The organism is Yersinia sp. 1252 StPb PI, from assembly GCF_048593885.1.
Classification (GTDB): domain Bacteria; phylum Pseudomonadota; class Gammaproteobacteria; order Enterobacterales; family Enterobacteriaceae; genus Yersinia; species Yersinia enterocolitica_E.
In genome coordinates this window covers 29871-45857 of sequence record NZ_JAZGQE010000006.1, presented here as the reverse complement: position 1 = coordinate 45857, position 15987 = coordinate 29871, and the positions used below count along the sequence as shown (strand labels likewise).

The following is a 15987-nucleotide window of genomic DNA, read 5'->3' as shown; positions in this document are numbered from 1 at the left end:
CTAGAACAAGCGAATGACGCTTTTATGACAGTCGCGATTAATTGTTATCTCTGACAATGCAGGCTCCCCTGACCTTTCCACGTGTTCACCACAGGCTAAATCAGGCCACCGTTGGCGCGTAAAACTTGCCCATTAATCCAGCCACCGTCTTTTCCAACCAGAAAAGCCACGGCTGCTGCAATATCCTCTGGCGTTCCTAATCTTTCTAGTGGCGCCATTTTCGCCATTTTTTCAATTAATTCTGGTGATTTACCATCAAGGAAGAGCGAGGTTGCCGTCGGCCCAGGAGCCACAGCATTAACGGTGATATTACGCCCCCGCAACTCTTTCGCCAGAATAGCTGTCATGGTTTCAACCGCCGCTTTGGTTGCAGCATAAACACCGTATTTTTCCAGTTTCAGCCCGACAACACTGGTTGAAAAGTTTACGATGCGGCCGCCATCTTTCAAACGCTTTGCCGCTTCACGCATCCCGTTAAAGCTCCCTTTCAGGTTAATGGCGATCTGGCGGTCAAAGTGTTCATCATCACTGTCTGCAATGGCACTGAGAGATAGAATTCCAGCATTGTTGACCAAGACATCAACCCCGCCAAACGCAGCTTCTGCTTGAGAAAATAACTGTGCAACCGCTGCGGCATCACTGATATCCCCCTTCGCACTCACTGCATTTCCGCCCGCTTGTTGAATTTTGCGCACCAGTGTTTCCGCCTCAATGTCACTCCGGGCATAATTGATTAGAACGGTATACCCCTCCTGAGCCAAACGCTCAGCAATTGCTGCGCCAATACCCCGTGATGCTCCGGTTACAATGGCAACCTGCCCGGTTGTATTCACCATGATTTTCTCCTCGACGTGTATTTTATCGTTTGTGACGATGCATTGATTGCTATCCAGCAAGTGGAGCATGCTATGTTTAACCGCCCGCAAACAGAGAATGCCACTTTTATCGTTTCGGATAATCATCTATTATTCGTTAACACTATCCGAATAAAGCGAACAATCACGTGGACCGAATTGATGCAATGCGGGTATTTATCAGGGTAGTGGAACAACGCAGTTTTACCCAAACCGCCCAAGATTTAAATCTACCGCGATCTACAGTGACAGATGCTATTAAACAGCTCGAAAAGCGTTTAAATGTGCGCTTATTGCAGCGAACTACCCGACATGTTAGCCCTACGCTGGATGGTGGCGCTTACTACCAGCGCTGTCTGCGTATTATTGCTGATATTGAAGATGCTGAAATGGCCTTTGCCAATGCTAAGCCACGGGGTTTGTTACGAATTGATGTACAGGGCACGCTAGCCCGCCATTTCGTCTTGCCACAATTACCTGATTTTATTGCTCAATATCCTGACATTGAGTTATTTATCAGTGAAGGTGACCGCTTGGTCGACCTTATTCGAGAAGGTATTGACGGGGTGCTACGTGTAGGTAATTTACAAGACAGCGATATGGTCGCCCGCCGAGTGGCGCTGTTGCCACAAGTCACCTGTGCTGCACCGCAATATTTACAACGACAGGGTACCCCACTCCGGTTGGACCAATTATCAGGTCATCAGATGGTAGGTTTTCGTTCTAGCGCAACCGGTAGCCTGATGCCACTGGAATTTGGCACTGACAGCACCCTTAGCCGCGATAAAACAACAGGTTATAATAAAGCACCGTCCTCCAGGGTAATAACAGAAAGCGCATATCTACCCTCTGCTTCGTCTTCATATACTAAAACTCAGCAAGTAAAATTACCGACGGTTCTATCAGTCAGTGGTGCAGAAAGCTTTGTAGCAGCCGCACGTCTTGGATTGGGTATTATTCAAGTGCCTCGTTACCATATCGAATCTGACTTAATCGCTGGCACCTTGGTTGAGATACTACCAAAATACGCACCACCCCCGATGCCAGTCTCGTTCCTGTATCCTCACAACCGCCAGCTTTCCCCTCGAGTACGTATTTTCAGTGACTGGTTGAGCCAGTTATTTCTTGCCACTGAGATAAAGTGATAATACGCCGGTACGCCTATCCTGAATCCATGTTGCCACGATAGGCAGCCGCACCAACCGACACGGCCGCCACTCATTATTGTGCTTTTTCAACCGATTGACAGATATCGATATCAAAATAACCATCGGTTATGCCGTCATTGAGGTAAACCTCATAACACGCACCTTCTACCGAACGATAACCACTTTGTGGCAGATGCTGGTTATACAACTCGCTCCAGGCTTTGGCATAATCATCATCCGTTACCCTGGTGTGATACACCGCATACAAACCGCCGGGAATCACTTGTAGTTGTAGTTGATCACTGAGTTCTGCGGGCAACACATAATCGTCAGCCACCGACAAGGATACGTCAGCCCGTAGCTCAGCAGGAGGATTAGTCTCAGGATTGTCCCAGTAAAGAGCCAACCACTCTTTCCCAGGGATTTGGTACTGAGTATAGAGTGAAGAAAGTTGGTTAAAGCCTTGCGGGATAGTCTCGTGATAAGGGCCGACCAGCCGAATACTGACTATTTGCTGCGGTTGCTTTTCTACTATCTTAAATGTCATATCGCTACCTCGACTTAATGGTTTCAAGAAAGATGAAGTGACCAAAAATGCGATTTTACGCCACAACTGTACATTCATACAGTATAGCGAGATTTTATGACATTCGGTTAATTTTCAACCTTGATTTGTGAAGAGCTTCGCAAAAAATCATCTGCCTGTTTAAGCTGATGATGGCTGAAAACGGTTATTCCGTGGCGGCGCAATAACGCCGTGGTGACTCCCTGTCCTGTGCGCTGGGTGCCGCTAAAATGACCATCATAGATGCGACTGCTCCCACAAGATGGGCTCCCTTCGGTCAAAATTGCTACTGTGCAGCAGTGCTTTTGCGCCAACTCCAGAGCCTGATAAGCCCCTTGCAAAAACTCCCGGCTAACATCATTGCCCCACTGCTCGATCACCCGCGCCAGCCCTTGCAACACCGCCTCGCCGTTACCTTGCTGAATTTCGGCTGGCGGACGCGGTACCGGCATACCTGCGGATAATTCAGGGCAAATAAGGACCAGTCGCCCCTCATCCTGCCAGCGTTGAATAATTTCATCGCTAACAGACAGGGCACTGCCGTTATAACGCACCGGTTTTCCCATTAAACAGGCACTGATCAGAATGCGCGCAGGTTTTGGTTCCACGTAATTATCAACCTTAATATTATGCAGCGAATAAAAAATGATGATTATGCTGATAATAACCAATTAATGGCTGTTGGTCATGAGCGTGCGTTGATAATTGGTGCAGAACCGATAATTTTCATGTCAATAAATGGCATTGCTGCTTATTTTGCATAATTCAATGCCGCTAACACCTGCGGCAACAGTCGCGCCAAACGGCTAGCCCAGAGCGCCTGACCTGCTTGATGCGTAATAAGATCCTGACGAATCTCAATACCCACATAAGGTAACTGCCGCTGTTCTGCGTGGAAGGGTAACGTGAAATCTGTTGCATCCGTCATGGCATAAGGTTCGTTAATCCCGACGTGCAAGTCACCTTCTTGCTGTAACAATGAAACCAGTTGCAAAGCAAACTCAGGATTACGATGAAACAAGGTACCAATCTGCCAGGGGCGCGCGATGTTTTTAAACGACGGTGTAAAACTGTGCATGGAGAGGATCACACTCATCTGGCCGCTATCACGGCGTTGATTCAGCGTTTGTGTAATCAAATCATGATAAGGCTGGAATACCTCAACCCGGCGCGCTTCAGCCTCTGCTACGGTGACACCAATATTGCGCGGGATCCGAGTGTGCTCGGAAATTTCAGGGATCGAACTGGCGATTCCCGGCGTGCGATTGCAATCAATCACCAATCGAGAATATTGCTGATGAATCAAGGTTGCATCCAGATACTGGCTAAGTAACCGCGCCGTTGCCAATGAACCTATATCCCAACCGATGTGGCGGTCAATTTCTCCTGAGGGTAACCCCAAATCACCAAGTTGAACCGGTATCCGTTGACCGGCATGGTCGGCCAGTAAGATAAATGGCGATTGGCTGTGCGGGCGCTCGATAACAGCTGACTGAGGATCGCCATCACGTAATAAAGGAGACAAAATGATATTTGACATGGAGTTAGTACCTGGCATGAAGTGGCAATCGTAAGTATCAGTCGTCACAACAGTTAATACTCACAATCAAGGGCTTTCGTAATCAATAAGCTCTCATCCTAGCCGCTAATGTTGGGTTCGCCCACCCCGAATTTATACCTAAATTTTCTTGGTTATGCGATTATCGCCACAGTAGGTATCTTTTGATGCCATATTTCAGGCAATCATTATTGGTAAAACTGTCTACAACCAACGGCAGCAGCATAGCGGAGAGTTATGGAAACGTTTTTTATTGATCGGATGGCAACTCCACAAGGTGAACTGTTACTGATCGCAGACCAAGAAAACCGGCTACGTGCCATCGATTGGACTGACCACTACGAGCGTCTGATGAAGTTGCTAGGCAACCATTACGGCCCGGGCGCGTTTACATTGGTTGAACAACGCAATCCCGGTGGGCTAAGTGACAGTATGCAACGCTATTTTGCTGGTGACCTGAGCATTATTGATAATTTACCGGTTAAAACCGCTGGGACTGATTTTCAGCGTCAAGTCTGGCAAGAGCTGCGAAAAATCCCCTGTGGCGAAACGATTACTTATGGCGAGTTAGCCAAACGAATCAACCGCCCTACCGCTTCGCGTGCTGTCGGGATGGCGAATGGATTGAACCCTATTTCAATTGTTGTCCCTTGTCATCGGGTCATTGGGCAACAAGGTGCATTGACAGGATATGCCGGTGGAGTGGAGAGAAAACGCTGGTTATTAATGCATGAGGGTTATCTTTTAGCACGCTAACTATTGTTGCTCTTATCAGACGCAAGAAAAGATGTTAAAATTGACGCATATCAATATTAATGGGAATACCCTATGATCCCGGAAAAACGCGTAATCCGACGTATCCAGTCTGGTGGTTGTGCAATTCACTGTCAGGATTGCAGTATTAGCCAGCTCTGTATTCCGTTTACCTTAAATGAAAACGAGCTGGATCAGCTCGACAATATCATTGAAAGGAAGAAACCTATTCAGAAAGGACAGGCGCTGTTTAAAGCGGGTGATGAACTCAAATCCCTGTATGCCATCCGTTCCGGGACCATTAAAAGCTACACCATTACCGAAGAAGGTGATGAGCAAATCACCGGTTTCCATCTGGCGGGTGATTTGGTCGGTTTTGACGCTATCAGCAATTTGCAGCATCCGAGCTTCGCACAAGCTCTGGAAACATCCATGGTTTGTGAAATCCCGTTTGATACGTTGGACGATTTATCCGGCAAAATGCCAAATCTGCGCCAGCAGATGATGCGCCTGATGAGTGGTGAGATCAAAGGTGACCAAGATATGATTTTGCTACTTTCCAAAAAGAATGCAGAAGAGCGTCTGGCGGCCTTTATCTATAATCTGTCTCGCCGTTTTGCTCAACGTGGTTTCTCTCCACGTGAGTTCCGCCTGACGATGACCCGTGGTGATATTGGTAACTATTTAGGTCTGACGGTAGAAACCATCAGCCGTTTACTGGGCCGTTTCCAGAAAAGCGATATTCTGAGTGTGAAAGGTAAGTACATTACTATCGAGAATACCGAAGCTCTGGCCAAACTGGCGGGTAATCCAAGACCAAGTCTGTAACCTGATCAAAACCAGAATAATAAATACCCGATAGATTTCAAGTTGCAGGAAGGCGGTAAGTAACGGCCTCGTAGAGGCCAGGTCTGAGGATCGACCGGGTAACGCAAGCCGCCAGCAAATCTGCAACTTGAAAATTTATTGGTCTGCTTCCCACAGCCACCTATCCTGTTTCCCTTTCATGGTTTACTCTTTAACTAACATACTGTTAATTCACGTTTGTAAGGAGACTCTATGGCAAAGTATCAGAATATTCTGGTTGCTATTGACCCCAATCAGGATGATCAACCTGCACTAAGACGTGCAGTTTACCTTGTGCAGCGCAATGGCGGCACCATCAAAGCATTTTTGGCTATTTATGATCTGTCATATGATATGACCACCCTGCTGTCGCCTGATGAGCGTACCGCAATGCGTAAAGGGGTTATCAGCCAACGTTCCGCATGGATAAGCGAGCAATGCCGCTTTTATCTTGATGCCGGTATTCCAATTGAAATCAAAGTGGTATGGCATAATCGGCCCTATGAGGCCATTATTCAGGAAATCCTGAACGCCAAGCACGATTTGTTGTTAAAAATGGCGCATCAACACGACCGCCTGGAGTCGATTATTTTTACCCCAACCGACTGGCATTTATTGCGTAAGTGCCCATGCCCAGTCTGGATGGTGAAAGACCAACCCTGGCCGGAAGGCGCCACAGCGCTGGTGGCCGTTAACCTCTCAAGTGAAGATCCACTCCATGACCCACTAAATCTCCGTTTGGTCAAAGAGACCAGAGAGTTAGCCGAACATGTCAATCAAACGCCAGTGCATCTGATCAGCGCCTACCCGGTAACCCCGATTAATATCGCCATTGAATTGCCTGATTTTGACCCGAGCGTCTATAACGATGCAATTCGTGGTCAGCATTTGGTTGCGATGAAAGCATTACGCCAGCAATTTGGCATTGATGAAAAATTCACCCATGTTGAAAAAGGTCTCCCTGAAGAGGTTATTCCTGATTTGGCTGAACACTTGCGGGCTGGGGTGGTTGTTCTGGGTACCTTGGGGCGTACTGGGCTATCTGCCGCCTTTATTGGCAATACTACCGAACATGTGATCGACCATCTTAAGTGTGACTTACTGGCAATTAAACCCGAAGGATTTACCTGTCCGATAGAAGGTCATGAAGATCTGGAAGAGATTGAATAACCCTTGTCTGACATCACCCATTGATTAAATCAAAAAGAAGGGCCACCGAATAGGTGGCCCTTGATCTGCGATTCGTAATAACGAATTACAACGCGCGTAAAATTGCTTCTACGCTGTCTTTAGCATCGCCAAACAACATTTGGGTATTTTCTTTAAAGAACAATGGGTTTTGCACGCCAGCATAACCGGTATTCATTGAACGTTTAAAGGCAATAACACTTTGCGCTTTCCATACTTCCAACACCGGCATGCCGGCAATCGGGCTACGCGGGTCTTCAAGTGCTGCTGGGTTAACCGTATCGTTGGCACCAATCACCAACACGACATCAGTACTTGGGAAATCATCATTGATTTCATCCATTTCCAGCACTACGTCATAAGGGACCTTGGCTTCAGCCAATAACACGTTCATATGACCGGGCAAACGCCCAGCTACCGGGTGAATACCAAAGCGGACTTTGATGCCCCGCGCTTGTAGTTTTGCAGTAATCTCAGCGACGGGGTATTGTGCCTGTGCCACTGCCATGCCATAACCCGGAGTGATGATAACTGAGCTAGCATTTTTCAGCAGGTCAGCCACTTCTTCAGCCGTGGTTTCACGGTATTCACCCATTTCTTCAGCATTACCGGTTGAAGAACCATCAGTACCAAAGCCACCGGCGATCACACTGATAAATGAGCGATTCATCGCTTTACACATGATGTAAGACAGAATAGCACCGGAAGAACCGACCAAGGCCCCCGTTACAATCAACAGGTCATTGCTCAACATGAAACCTGCGGCAGCCGCAGCCCAACCGGAGTAGGAGTTCAGCATTGAGACCACAACCGGCATGTCAGCACCACCGATAGATGCCACCAAGTGCCAGCCAAAGCCCAAAGCAATCACCGTCATCAATAACAACGCGACCACTTGTAAGCTAACGCTGTCGGTTTTGACGAACAAAATCATCAGCAGGAATGACACAACCAGCGCCACCAGATTCAACTTATGGCGTTGTGGCAACATCAGTGGCTTGGATGAGATAATCCCGCGTAACTTACCAAAGGCAACAATAGAACCGGTGAATGTGACTGCCCCGATAAAGATACCTAAGAAGACTTCGGTCAGATGGATATTCACCATCACCGCGTCCATCACCACCGGGCCGTGATCCAGATAGCTGTTAAAGCCAACCAGAACGGCTGCCAGACCGACGAAACTGTGCAAAATGGCGACCAGTTCTGGCATTTCAGTCATTTCGACTTTCTTCGCCAGATAGATACCAATTGCGCCACCAATCACCATGGCAATGATAATCCAGCCAACATTACCTGAATCCGGCCCAAGGATGGTGGCGATAAGCGCGATAGCCATACCGGTCACACCGAAAGTGTTACCTTGTTTGGATGTTTCGTGGCGCGACAGCCCAGCCAAACTGAAAATAAATAAAATCGCAGCAACTATGTACGCAGCTGTAACGAGACCACTAGACATCAGTTACCCCTATATTTTTGTGTGACATTATTTTTATACCCACCGAGTTTTATACCACTCAGTTTTTACGGAACATTTTCAGCATGCGCTGGGTGACCGTAAAGCCACCAAAAATGTTGATACTGGCAATCAGTACGGCAATAAAGGATAAGAAGCTTACCCAGCCGCCATGGCCAATCTGCAATAATGCGCCGACAACAATAATGCCTGAAATGGCGTTAGTGACTGACATTAAAGGTGTATGTAGTGCATGGCTGACGTTCCACACCACGTAATAACCCACTACGCACGCCAGTGCAAACACCGTAAAGTGAGATAAAAACTCTTTCGGAGCAACATTTGCTAACCAGCCAAACAACACAACGACCAGTGCCATAATGATGTATTTCGGCCATGGCGAGCCAGGCTTGGCGTCTTCTTTCACAATAGGTTCAGCTTTAGCCGCCTGAGGCTGTGCTGATACCTGAATAGGCGGTGCTGGCCACGTTATTTCACCGGTTTTGACCACGGTTACACCGCGAATCACGGTATCTTCGAAATCAATATCTATCTCACCATTTTTCTCTTTACAGAGTAATTTCAGCAAGTTAACCAGGTTAGTTCCGTAAAGTTGCGATGACTGTGTGGGTAAACGGCTGGGTAGATCGGTATAACCGATAATTTTTACGCCATTGTCTGTCACTGTCACTTTATCGGCGACGGTCAATTCACAGTTACCACCGGTTTGCGCGGCCAGGTCAACAATCACACTGCCCGACTTCATGGATGCCACCATCTCTTTGGTGATCAACCGAGGAGCAGGTTTACCCGGAATCAGTGCAGTGGTAACAATGATGTCCACTTCAGCAGCTTGAGCGGCAAACAGTGCCATCTCGGCTTTGATAAAAGCGTCAGACATCACTTTGGCGTAACCATCACCACTGCCCGCTTCTTCCTCAAAGTCCAGCTCAAGGAATTCAGCCCCCATACTCTGAACTTGTTCTTTTACTTCTGGGCGGGTGTCGAATGCACGCACGATAGCACCCATACTCCCTGCCGCCCCGATGGCTGCCAAACCTGCAACCCCAGCCCCGATAATCACCACTTTCGCCGGTGGAACTTTACCCGCGGCCGTAATTTGCCCAGTGAAGAAGCGACCAAATTCATGGGCAGCTTCAACAATGGCACGATAGCCGGCTATATTTGCCATTGAACTGAGCGCATCCATCGATTGCGCGCGAGATATGCGCGGCACTGAATCCATGGCCAATACGGTTACCTGACGCTCCGCTAACTTTTGCAGTAATTCCGGGTTTTGAGCTGGCCAGATAAAACTGGCTAACGTACTCCCGGCGCGCATCAGGCTAATTTCTTCCTCAAGGGGCGCATTCACTTTGAGGATAAGGTCGGATTGCCACACATCGGTGGTATCCGTAATGGTGGCACCCGCTTCCTGGTACGCCGCATCGTCGAAGCTGGCTAAGTGACCAGCTCCACTTTCAATCGCCACGGTGAAGCCTAATTTCAGCAGTTGTTCCACCGTTTTCGGCGTTGCTGCAACACGGGCTTCATTGGCCAACCGCTCTTTTGGTACACCAATACGCATAATGTTCCCTTTTTACCTGTCTTTGATGATGAGTATTGCCATATCCATCTTACTCGGCGTTGCTGGGACGTTAGCGACCTACACTCACCCGAACCACTGACGTGGGATTCGTTTGCTTGCAGCCTACCGGCAACACCCACTAATTTGGGTATGCTTCAGTTCTATTTGGTTACTGATAAACCTGCTTTGCTACAGCTCCCTATAACCTACTGAAAATGTGACTGATGATCCATATCTGTGTGTGCTTCTGGTGCAGTTTTTGCACTAAAACTGGCAGGCGGAAAGAACTCTCTATAATTCACTACAAAAATAATATTTACCAGCGGCTTGTCCTGCAACTTTGCACCAAAATAACAAGCCGGACAATAATGAGGCAGCCCAGTAATGGCGCGGCAGCAGGTTAGCAAAATGTAAATAATCAGCACTTATGACGTTAAAGCAATTATTCGTAAAGCTTATCCCTATTATTGCTGTAAAGTACCGGCGGGCTAATCTTCAGAATTGATATACTAAGTCATATAAATTGCTGAGACACCCGCCATTATTACATGTAATAATCATCTGCTATTCTGTTACACATCAATTGTTCCGCACGTATCAACGTTAATGCGCAAGGCGAAAGGATTTTTTATGAAGCTGAAATACACGATCATCGCATCGGCATTGCTATCACTCACCGCGCTTTCTGCTGCACAAGCGGCAAAAGAACTCGCGCCTGAGCAAGCAGCAGCCATTAAGCCATTTGATCGCATTACTATTACTGGCCGATTTAATGCAATAAATGAAGCAGCGGATGCGGTATCCCGCCGTGCTGACAAATTGGGTGCAGACTCCTTCTATATTCAGGATATCAACAGCAACAATAATGGCGGCAACTGGCGTGTAACGGCCGATGTTTATCATAACGATGCAGCGGAAGTGAGCAAAGAAACCCAGTATCGCGTCTTTAATGATGTGAAAGAATTGCCAAAAGCAGAAGCCTACGCGCTTCAGCCTTATGATACCGTTTCTGTTAGTGGCTTCTTCCGCAGCCAGCCTGATATCAACGATGCCATTTCAAAAGCGGCAAAAGAGAAAGGGGCTTACTCCTTCTTTATCGTGCGTCAGGTTGATGCAAACCAAGGCGGCAACCAGTTTGTGACGGCATATGTTTATAAAGCAGATGCGGCAAAACGTGTTGTTCAGAGCCCGGATGTTATTCCTGCCGATTCTGATGCTGGCCGTGCGGCACTGGCTGCCGGTGGCGCAGCTGCTGCCAACGTTGAAATCCCAGGTGTTGCCTCTTCAGGTACGCCAAGTGCTGATGTGGGCCGTTTCTTCGAAACGCAATCATCAACCGGTAAACGTTACACTGTCACCCTGAATGATGGAACTCAAATTCAGGAGCTGAATAACACGACAGCCGCACAGATGGTGCCGTTTGATTCTATTACCTTTAGCGGTCACTACAACAGCATGACTGACGTATCTCATGAAGTGGCTAAACGTGCTGCGGCAAAAGGTGCGAAGTATTACCATGTGACTCGCCAGTGGCAGAACCAAAGTGGTGGTAACCTGAGTGTTAGCGCTGACTTGTTCAAATAAGTTTGCTTAAATCGTTACTGTAAGGGCAGCTATGTGCTGCCTTTTTTTATGTGTCTGTTGTTGTCCTGCTTCTTATTGGTACGGACTGAATAATTTTTTGCCCAAATCGCATAACCAATCATTGCATGATCGCGTTCCACTCCGTAAAATCTCCCAAAAAATTTGGGGCTATTATCTGTCAATTATCGATAATCTTTCCTCATATAATGCTGCTTACAAGTCAGTAACCATTCATTAATACTTTCAAAACCAGGATCCATAATTGGAAAAAAAACTCGGCCTGACTGCGCTAACCGCGCTGGTGCTTAGCTCAATGCTGGGAGCAGGTGTCTTCAGCTTACCGCAAAATATGGCAGAAGTTGCCAGCCCTGCGGCACTGCTTATCGGCTGGAGTATTACCGGCGTGGGGATCATCTTCCTGGCGTTTGCCATGCTGTTACTGACGCGCTTGCGCCCTGATCTCGATGGCGGAATATTCACCTATGCCAAAGAAGGCTTTGGTGATCTTATCGGTTTTTTCTCAGCCTGGGGTTACTGGCTATGCGCCGTTATTGCTAATGTCTCTTACTTAGTAATTGTTTTTGCTGCATTAAGCTTCTTTACTGATAAATCGGGCCACATTATCTTCGGTGAAGGGAATACTTGGCAGGCATTGCTGGGAGCCTCCTTCCTGCTATGGTTGGTGCATGCACTGGTTCTGCGCGGTGTCCAAACCGCCGCCAGTATTAACCTGGCCGCCACCTTGGCAAAACTGCTGCCTATCGGTGGCTTTATTGTGTTGGCGGGCCTGGCATTCAGCCTTGATACTTTTAGTTTTGATTTTAGTGGTGTCGCGCTGCATACCCCGGTCTGGCAGCAGGTTAAGGACACCATGCTAATAACGCTCTGGGTCTTTATTGGAGTGGAAGGCGCAGTCGTTGTTTCGGCCCGCGCACGCAATAAAAAAGATGTGGGTCGGGCAACCATGTTAGCCGTGCTTTCTGCCCTGTGCGTTTATTTGCTCATTACCCTATTGTCTCTTGGCGTAGTGCCGCGGGCTGAGTTAGCTGGTATGCGTAATCCGTCGATGGCTGGAATTATGGTCGAGATGATTGGCCCTTGGGGTGAAGTCATCATTGCCACTGGGCTCATTATTTCTGTGTGTGGCGCTTATCTTAGCTGGACCATTATGGCTGCTGAAGTGCCGATGGTTGCAGCTAAGCACGGGGCTTTTCCCAAAATGTTCCGCCATCAGAATAAAAACAATGCACCGGCACAATCTTTGTGGTTAACCAACTGCGCAGTACAGGTGGCTCTGATTCTGATTTGGCTGACGGGCAGCAACTACAATACCTTACTAACAATTGCGTCAGAAATGATTCTGGTACCCTATTTCCTCGTGGGAGCCTTCTTATTTAAAGTCGCCTTAAAGCGTCATGACTGGCGTTTGATTGTTGCTGCCAGTGGCGCGTGCTTGTATGGTTTGTGGTTAATTTATGCTGCCGGGTTAGTGTACCTGCTGTTGTCCGTTCTGTTATATGCCCCAGGATTATTGGTATTTATTTATGCGCGCAAAGGGCATGAAGGGCTGAAATTACTCAATACCGTGGAGCGAGCGGCTATCGGCCTGGTGTTGATTGCAACTATTCCAGCAACCTGGTTCGCGATGCATTAAGCCCGAATAAAAGCGGCGAAAAATAAGATCTCAAATGGGCTGACCGCGTTACCTCAGTTTGCCCGTTTGAGTATCGTCTGTTAACTAATGATTAGTTGCCCCCGCCAAATCCACCGATAAACACTCCCCCTGCTGGCTTAATTTTATCGATTCCGGCAATTTTTGTTTAATCTCGCCGAGTTGAGCAGTCTCCAAAGGGTAAGGCAACTGGATATCCAACACCGTAATGCCCTGTTGTTCGGCTAGCCGAATCAAGCGAACAATATTGGTTTGGTCATTAAGCTGGGTAGATAATACCTGTAAGGCCAATGCGTTAAGCCGCTCTTGCGGTGTTTTTTCCGATTCAGTCTGCGATTTTACTACCATGCCAAATATCGGCATAACACCATAAATCGCATCGATAAAACTCCACCGTTTTTTGCATGATGCGGCTAAAAATTCCGTGTAATTGAAACAAACCTTTTCACTGTGCGCTGGCGCACCAATGTGTTCGCCACTCATCCCTCAGTCCTCAGCTGATCGATACAGCTATTCATTAATCGTAAGTATTGATATATAAACGATAGGCGCAACAAAATAGAGATGACGATATAATCACTTTTATTAATATAATGAAATGATTTGCCTGTTGTCTAGCAATCACTCATCAGCATTAATGATAAGCGGAATAAATAACATGCATAGTATTGCTGTCAACTGCGCGCTATGCTGAATTCTGGCACCTTTATAAACTGAAAAACATGACCAAAATTGTTTTTGTGGAAGACGACCCGGAAGTCGGAAAATTGATTGCGGCCTATCTGGGTAAGCATGACATTGATGTGTTTGTAGAACCCCGTGGCGATACTGCCCAGGCGGTGATTGAACAACAACAACCGGACTTGGTATTGCTTGATATCATGTTGCCAGGAAAAGATGGCATGACGCTATGTCGTGATTTGCGGCCGGTTTATGAGGGGCCGATTGTGCTACTGACCTCGCTTGACAGTGATATGAACCATATTCTGTCGCTTGAAATGGGCGCAAATGACTATATTCTCAAAACCACACCACCCGCAGTACTGCTAGCACGCCTACGGCTACATCTTCGCCAGCATAATCAGCAACAAAGCAAAGAGATCATTAGTCCGCCATTTACCGGTCATAATGCGATTCATTTCGGCTTACTCTGTATCGATCCGGTAAACCGCCAAGTTAATCTTAATGATGAAGAGATAACATTATCCACGTCTGATTTTGATTTGTTATGGGAGTTAGCTACCCATGCAGGAATAATAATGGACCGTGAAGCGCTACTGAAAAATTTACGCGGAGTCAGCTACGACGGCATGGACCGCAGTATAGACGTTGCCATCTCGCGTTTGCGGCGCAAACTCTATGACAATGCTTTCGAGCCATTTCGCATCAAAACCGTGCGTAATAAAGGCTATTTATTCGCCCCCAATGCCTGGGAGTCCGTGCAACAATGAGGAAGCTATTTATTCAGTTTTTCTTATTGCTGTTCGTCTGTTTTATGGTGATGGCGATGCTGGTCGGTTTGGTTTACAAAGTCACCGCAGAGCGTGCTGGCCGGCAGTCATTAGATGACCTGATGAAAAGTTCACTTTCGTTGATGCGCAGTGAATTGCGAGAAATTCCCCTGAAGGATTGGAATAAAACCATTGCTACACTGGATTTAAATCTTTCCTTTCAGTTGCATATAGAACCTCTCGATAAACGAGATCTCGGCGAGCGTTTGAATAAACGCCTGCGTGCCGGTGAAATTATTGCGTTAGATGATGAATATACTTTCCTGCAACGTATCCCACGCAGTCACTACGTTCTTGCTGTCGGCCCAGTCCCCTATTTATTTTATTTGCATCAAATGCGCCTGCTCGACTTGGCCTTATTAATCCTGATTGGTATGTCCTTAGCGCTGCCAGTATTCTTGTGGATGCGCCCGCACTGGAAAGACCTACTGAAACTGGAGAATGCAGCTCAGCGACTGGGGGCTGGCTATCTTGACGAGCGAACCCATTTTGATCCTACGTCCAGTTTAAACCGCTTAGGCGTGGCGTTTAATCAAATGGCTGACAATATCAATACTCTGATTGTTAGCAAGAAATTACTCATTGATGGTATTGCTCATGAACTCCGCACACCGCTCGTGCGTTTACGTTATCGTTTAGCGATGAGTGACAACCTGACAGAAAGTGAACAATTGGCTTTAAATCATGATATTGGCCAGTTAGAAGCACTGATTGATGAGTTACTGACCTACGCTCGATTGGACCGCCCGCAGGTTTCCCTTAATCTGGAACCCATCGACCTACCCGCCTGGTTAACAGCAAAAGTCGTGGATATGCGCTTAATCCATAGTGATCGGGAAATCGAACTCGATATCCCCCATCGCGGTGACTTTGGTGCTGTTGACCTGCGTCTGATGGAGCGTGTATTAGATAATCTGGTTAATAACGCGCTACGCTATTCCACTCAACGACTACGTATCGGATTATGGTTTGATGGTGACAACGCCTGCTTGCAAGTTGAAGATGATGGGCCTGGTATCCCTTTGGAAGAGCGCGCACGCGTTTTTGAGCCTTTTGTTCGCCTCGATCCCAGTCGCGACCGGGCAACAGGAGGCTGTGGCCTGGGCTTGGCGATTGTTCACTCCATCGCACTGGCTTATCAGGGCAGTATCTCCGTCGATGCCAGTTCATTAGGCGGTGCCAGTTTCCGGTTCTGTTGGCCGGTAAAAAGCCTTTACTCACTGTCCGTTGATCAAGATTAAGCACTAACTTTTACTTTGGAGTG

At 47.4% G+C, this 15987-nt stretch carries 15 protein-coding genes; 8 read left to right on the top strand and 7 right to left on the bottom strand.

The window, feature by feature from the left end:
- Positions 1-95: 95 nt before the first annotated feature.
- Entirely contained in the window at positions 96-836 is a 741-nt protein-coding gene (locus V2A85_RS01960) for an SDR family oxidoreductase (protein ID WP_372559059.1), read from the bottom strand.
- Positions 837-1003: 167 nt separating this feature from the next.
- On the opposite strand from V2A85_RS01960, the gene V2A85_RS01955 reads away from it, so the two are divergent.
- A complete protein-coding gene (locus tag V2A85_RS01955; RefSeq protein WP_420070822.1) occupies positions 1004-1999 on the top strand; it encodes a LysR family transcriptional regulator in 996 nt (331 codons plus the stop codon).
- A gap of 76 nt (positions 2000-2075) precedes the next feature.
- On the opposite strand, the gene sbmC is transcribed toward V2A85_RS01955, so the two are convergent.
- The 3 genes from sbmC to V2A85_RS01940 form a co-directional block, all read right to left on the bottom strand.
- Complete coding sequence (sbmC, locus tag V2A85_RS01950; RefSeq protein ID WP_420070821.1) at positions 2076-2549, bottom strand: DNA gyrase inhibitor SbmC; 474 nt, start codon at positions 2547-2549, stop codon at positions 2076-2078.
- 107 nt (positions 2550-2656) lie between these two features.
- Positions 2657-3175: a DUF523 domain-containing protein gene (locus V2A85_RS01945; RefSeq protein ID WP_372559062.1), complete on the bottom strand. Its 519-nt coding sequence runs from the start codon at positions 3173-3175 to the stop codon at positions 2657-2659.
- Positions 3176-3318: 143 nt separating this feature from the next.
- A complete protein-coding gene (locus V2A85_RS01940; protein ID WP_420070820.1) occupies positions 3319-4107 on the bottom strand; it encodes an N-formylglutamate amidohydrolase in 789 nt (262 codons plus the stop codon).
- 255 nt (positions 4108-4362) lie between these two features.
- Between V2A85_RS01940 and ogt the strand changes: the two genes are divergently transcribed.
- The 3 genes from ogt (at position 4363) to uspE (ending at position 6894) form a co-directional block, all read left to right on the top strand.
- The gene (ogt, locus tag V2A85_RS01935) at positions 4363-4881 is read left to right on the top strand and encodes a methylated-DNA--[protein]-cysteine S-methyltransferase (protein WP_372559064.1); all 519 of its coding nucleotides are present in this window, start codon (positions 4363-4365) and stop codon (positions 4879-4881) included.
- A gap of 72 nt (positions 4882-4953) precedes the next feature.
- Positions 4954-5706, top strand: a complete 753-nt coding sequence (locus tag V2A85_RS01930) for an FNR family transcription factor (RefSeq protein WP_004390269.1) — start codon at positions 4954-4956, stop codon at positions 5704-5706.
- A 231-nt stretch (positions 5707-5937) separates the two neighbouring features.
- Positions 5938-6894, top strand: a complete 957-nt coding sequence (uspE, locus tag V2A85_RS01925) for a universal stress protein UspE (RefSeq protein WP_083158802.1) — start codon at positions 5938-5940, stop codon at positions 6892-6894.
- 85 nt (positions 6895-6979) lie between these two features.
- Here the strand turns inward: uspE and pntB are convergent, their stop codons facing one another.
- Both pntB and pntA read right to left on the bottom strand, forming a co-directional pair.
- Positions 6980-8371: a Re/Si-specific NAD(P)(+) transhydrogenase subunit beta gene (gene pntB / locus V2A85_RS01920; protein WP_372559065.1), complete on the bottom strand. Its 1392-nt coding sequence runs from the start codon at positions 8369-8371 to the stop codon at positions 6980-6982.
- Between the two features lie 58 nt (positions 8372-8429).
- Positions 8430-9956 carry a Re/Si-specific NAD(P)(+) transhydrogenase subunit alpha gene (gene pntA / locus V2A85_RS01915; RefSeq protein ID WP_372559066.1) on the bottom strand — a complete coding sequence of 509 codons (1527 nt, stop codon included), beginning with the start codon at positions 9954-9956 and terminating at the stop codon, positions 8430-8432.
- 630 nt (positions 9957-10586) lie between these two features.
- Here pntA and ydgH point away from each other — a divergent pair.
- Both ydgH and V2A85_RS01905 read left to right on the top strand, forming a co-directional pair.
- On the top strand, positions 10587-11540 hold the full coding sequence (gene ydgH / locus V2A85_RS01910) for a DUF1471 family protein YdgH (RefSeq protein ID WP_083158798.1): 954 nt from the start codon (positions 10587-10589) through the stop codon (positions 11538-11540).
- Positions 11541-11802: 262 nt separating this feature from the next.
- A complete protein-coding gene (locus V2A85_RS01905) occupies positions 11803-13194 on the top strand; it encodes an amino acid permease (RefSeq protein WP_372559067.1) in 1392 nt (463 codons plus the stop codon).
- 84 nt (positions 13195-13278) lie between these two features.
- On the opposite strand, the gene V2A85_RS01900 is transcribed toward V2A85_RS01905, so the two are convergent.
- Entirely contained in the window at positions 13279-13695 is a 417-nt protein-coding gene (locus tag V2A85_RS01900) for a hypothetical protein (RefSeq protein ID WP_372559068.1), read from the bottom strand.
- A 239-nt stretch (positions 13696-13934) separates the two neighbouring features.
- On the opposite strand from V2A85_RS01900, the gene rstA reads away from it, so the two are divergent.
- Both rstA and rstB read left to right on the top strand, forming a co-directional pair.
- Positions 13935-14663, top strand: coding sequence for a two-component system response regulator RstA (rstA, locus tag V2A85_RS01895; RefSeq protein WP_083163624.1), 729 nt, complete (start codon positions 13935-13937; stop codon positions 14661-14663).
- Positions 14660-15964 carry a two-component system sensor histidine kinase RstB gene (gene rstB / locus V2A85_RS01890; protein WP_372559070.1) on the top strand — a complete coding sequence of 435 codons (1305 nt, stop codon included), beginning with the start codon at positions 14660-14662 and terminating at the stop codon, positions 15962-15964. The genes rstA and rstB overlap by 4 nt, the downstream gene beginning before the upstream one ends.
- The last annotated feature ends 23 nt before the right edge of the window (positions 15965-15987 follow it).

Coding starts and splice junctions, on each gene's coding strand:
- ydgH (WP_083158798.1), top strand. CDS start 10,587: ATGAAGCTGAAATACACGATCATCGCATCGGCATTGCTATCACTCACC.
- pntA (WP_372559066.1), bottom strand. CDS start 9,956: ATGCGTATTGGTGTACCAAAAGAGCGGTTGGCCAATGAAGCCCGTGTT.
- ogt (WP_372559064.1), top strand. CDS start 4,363: ATGGAAACGTTTTTTATTGATCGGATGGCAACTCCACAAGGTGAACTG.
- uspE (WP_083158802.1), top strand. CDS start 5,938: ATGGCAAAGTATCAGAATATTCTGGTTGCTATTGACCCCAATCAGGAT.
- V2A85_RS01940 (WP_420070820.1), bottom strand. CDS start 4,107: ATGTCAAATATCATTTTGTCTCCTTTATTACGTGATGGCGATCCTCAG.
- rstA (WP_083163624.1), top strand. CDS start 13,935: ATGACCAAAATTGTTTTTGTGGAAGACGACCCGGAAGTCGGAAAATTG.
- V2A85_RS01930 (WP_004390269.1), top strand. CDS start 4,954: ATGATCCCGGAAAAACGCGTAATCCGACGTATCCAGTCTGGTGGTTGT.
- pntB (WP_372559065.1), bottom strand. CDS start 8,371: ATGTCTAGTGGTCTCGTTACAGCTGCGTACATAGTTGCTGCGATTTTA.
- rstB (WP_372559070.1), top strand. CDS start 14,660: ATGAGGAAGCTATTTATTCAGTTTTTCTTATTGCTGTTCGTCTGTTTT.
- V2A85_RS01900 (WP_372559068.1), bottom strand. CDS start 13,695: ATGAGTGGCGAACACATTGGTGCGCCAGCGCACAGTGAAAAGGTTTGT.
- sbmC (WP_420070821.1), bottom strand. CDS start 2,549: ATGACATTTAAGATAGTAGAAAAGCAACCGCAGCAAATAGTCAGTATT.
- V2A85_RS01960 (WP_372559059.1), bottom strand. CDS start 836: ATGGTGAATACAACCGGGCAGGTTGCCATTGTAACCGGAGCATCACGG.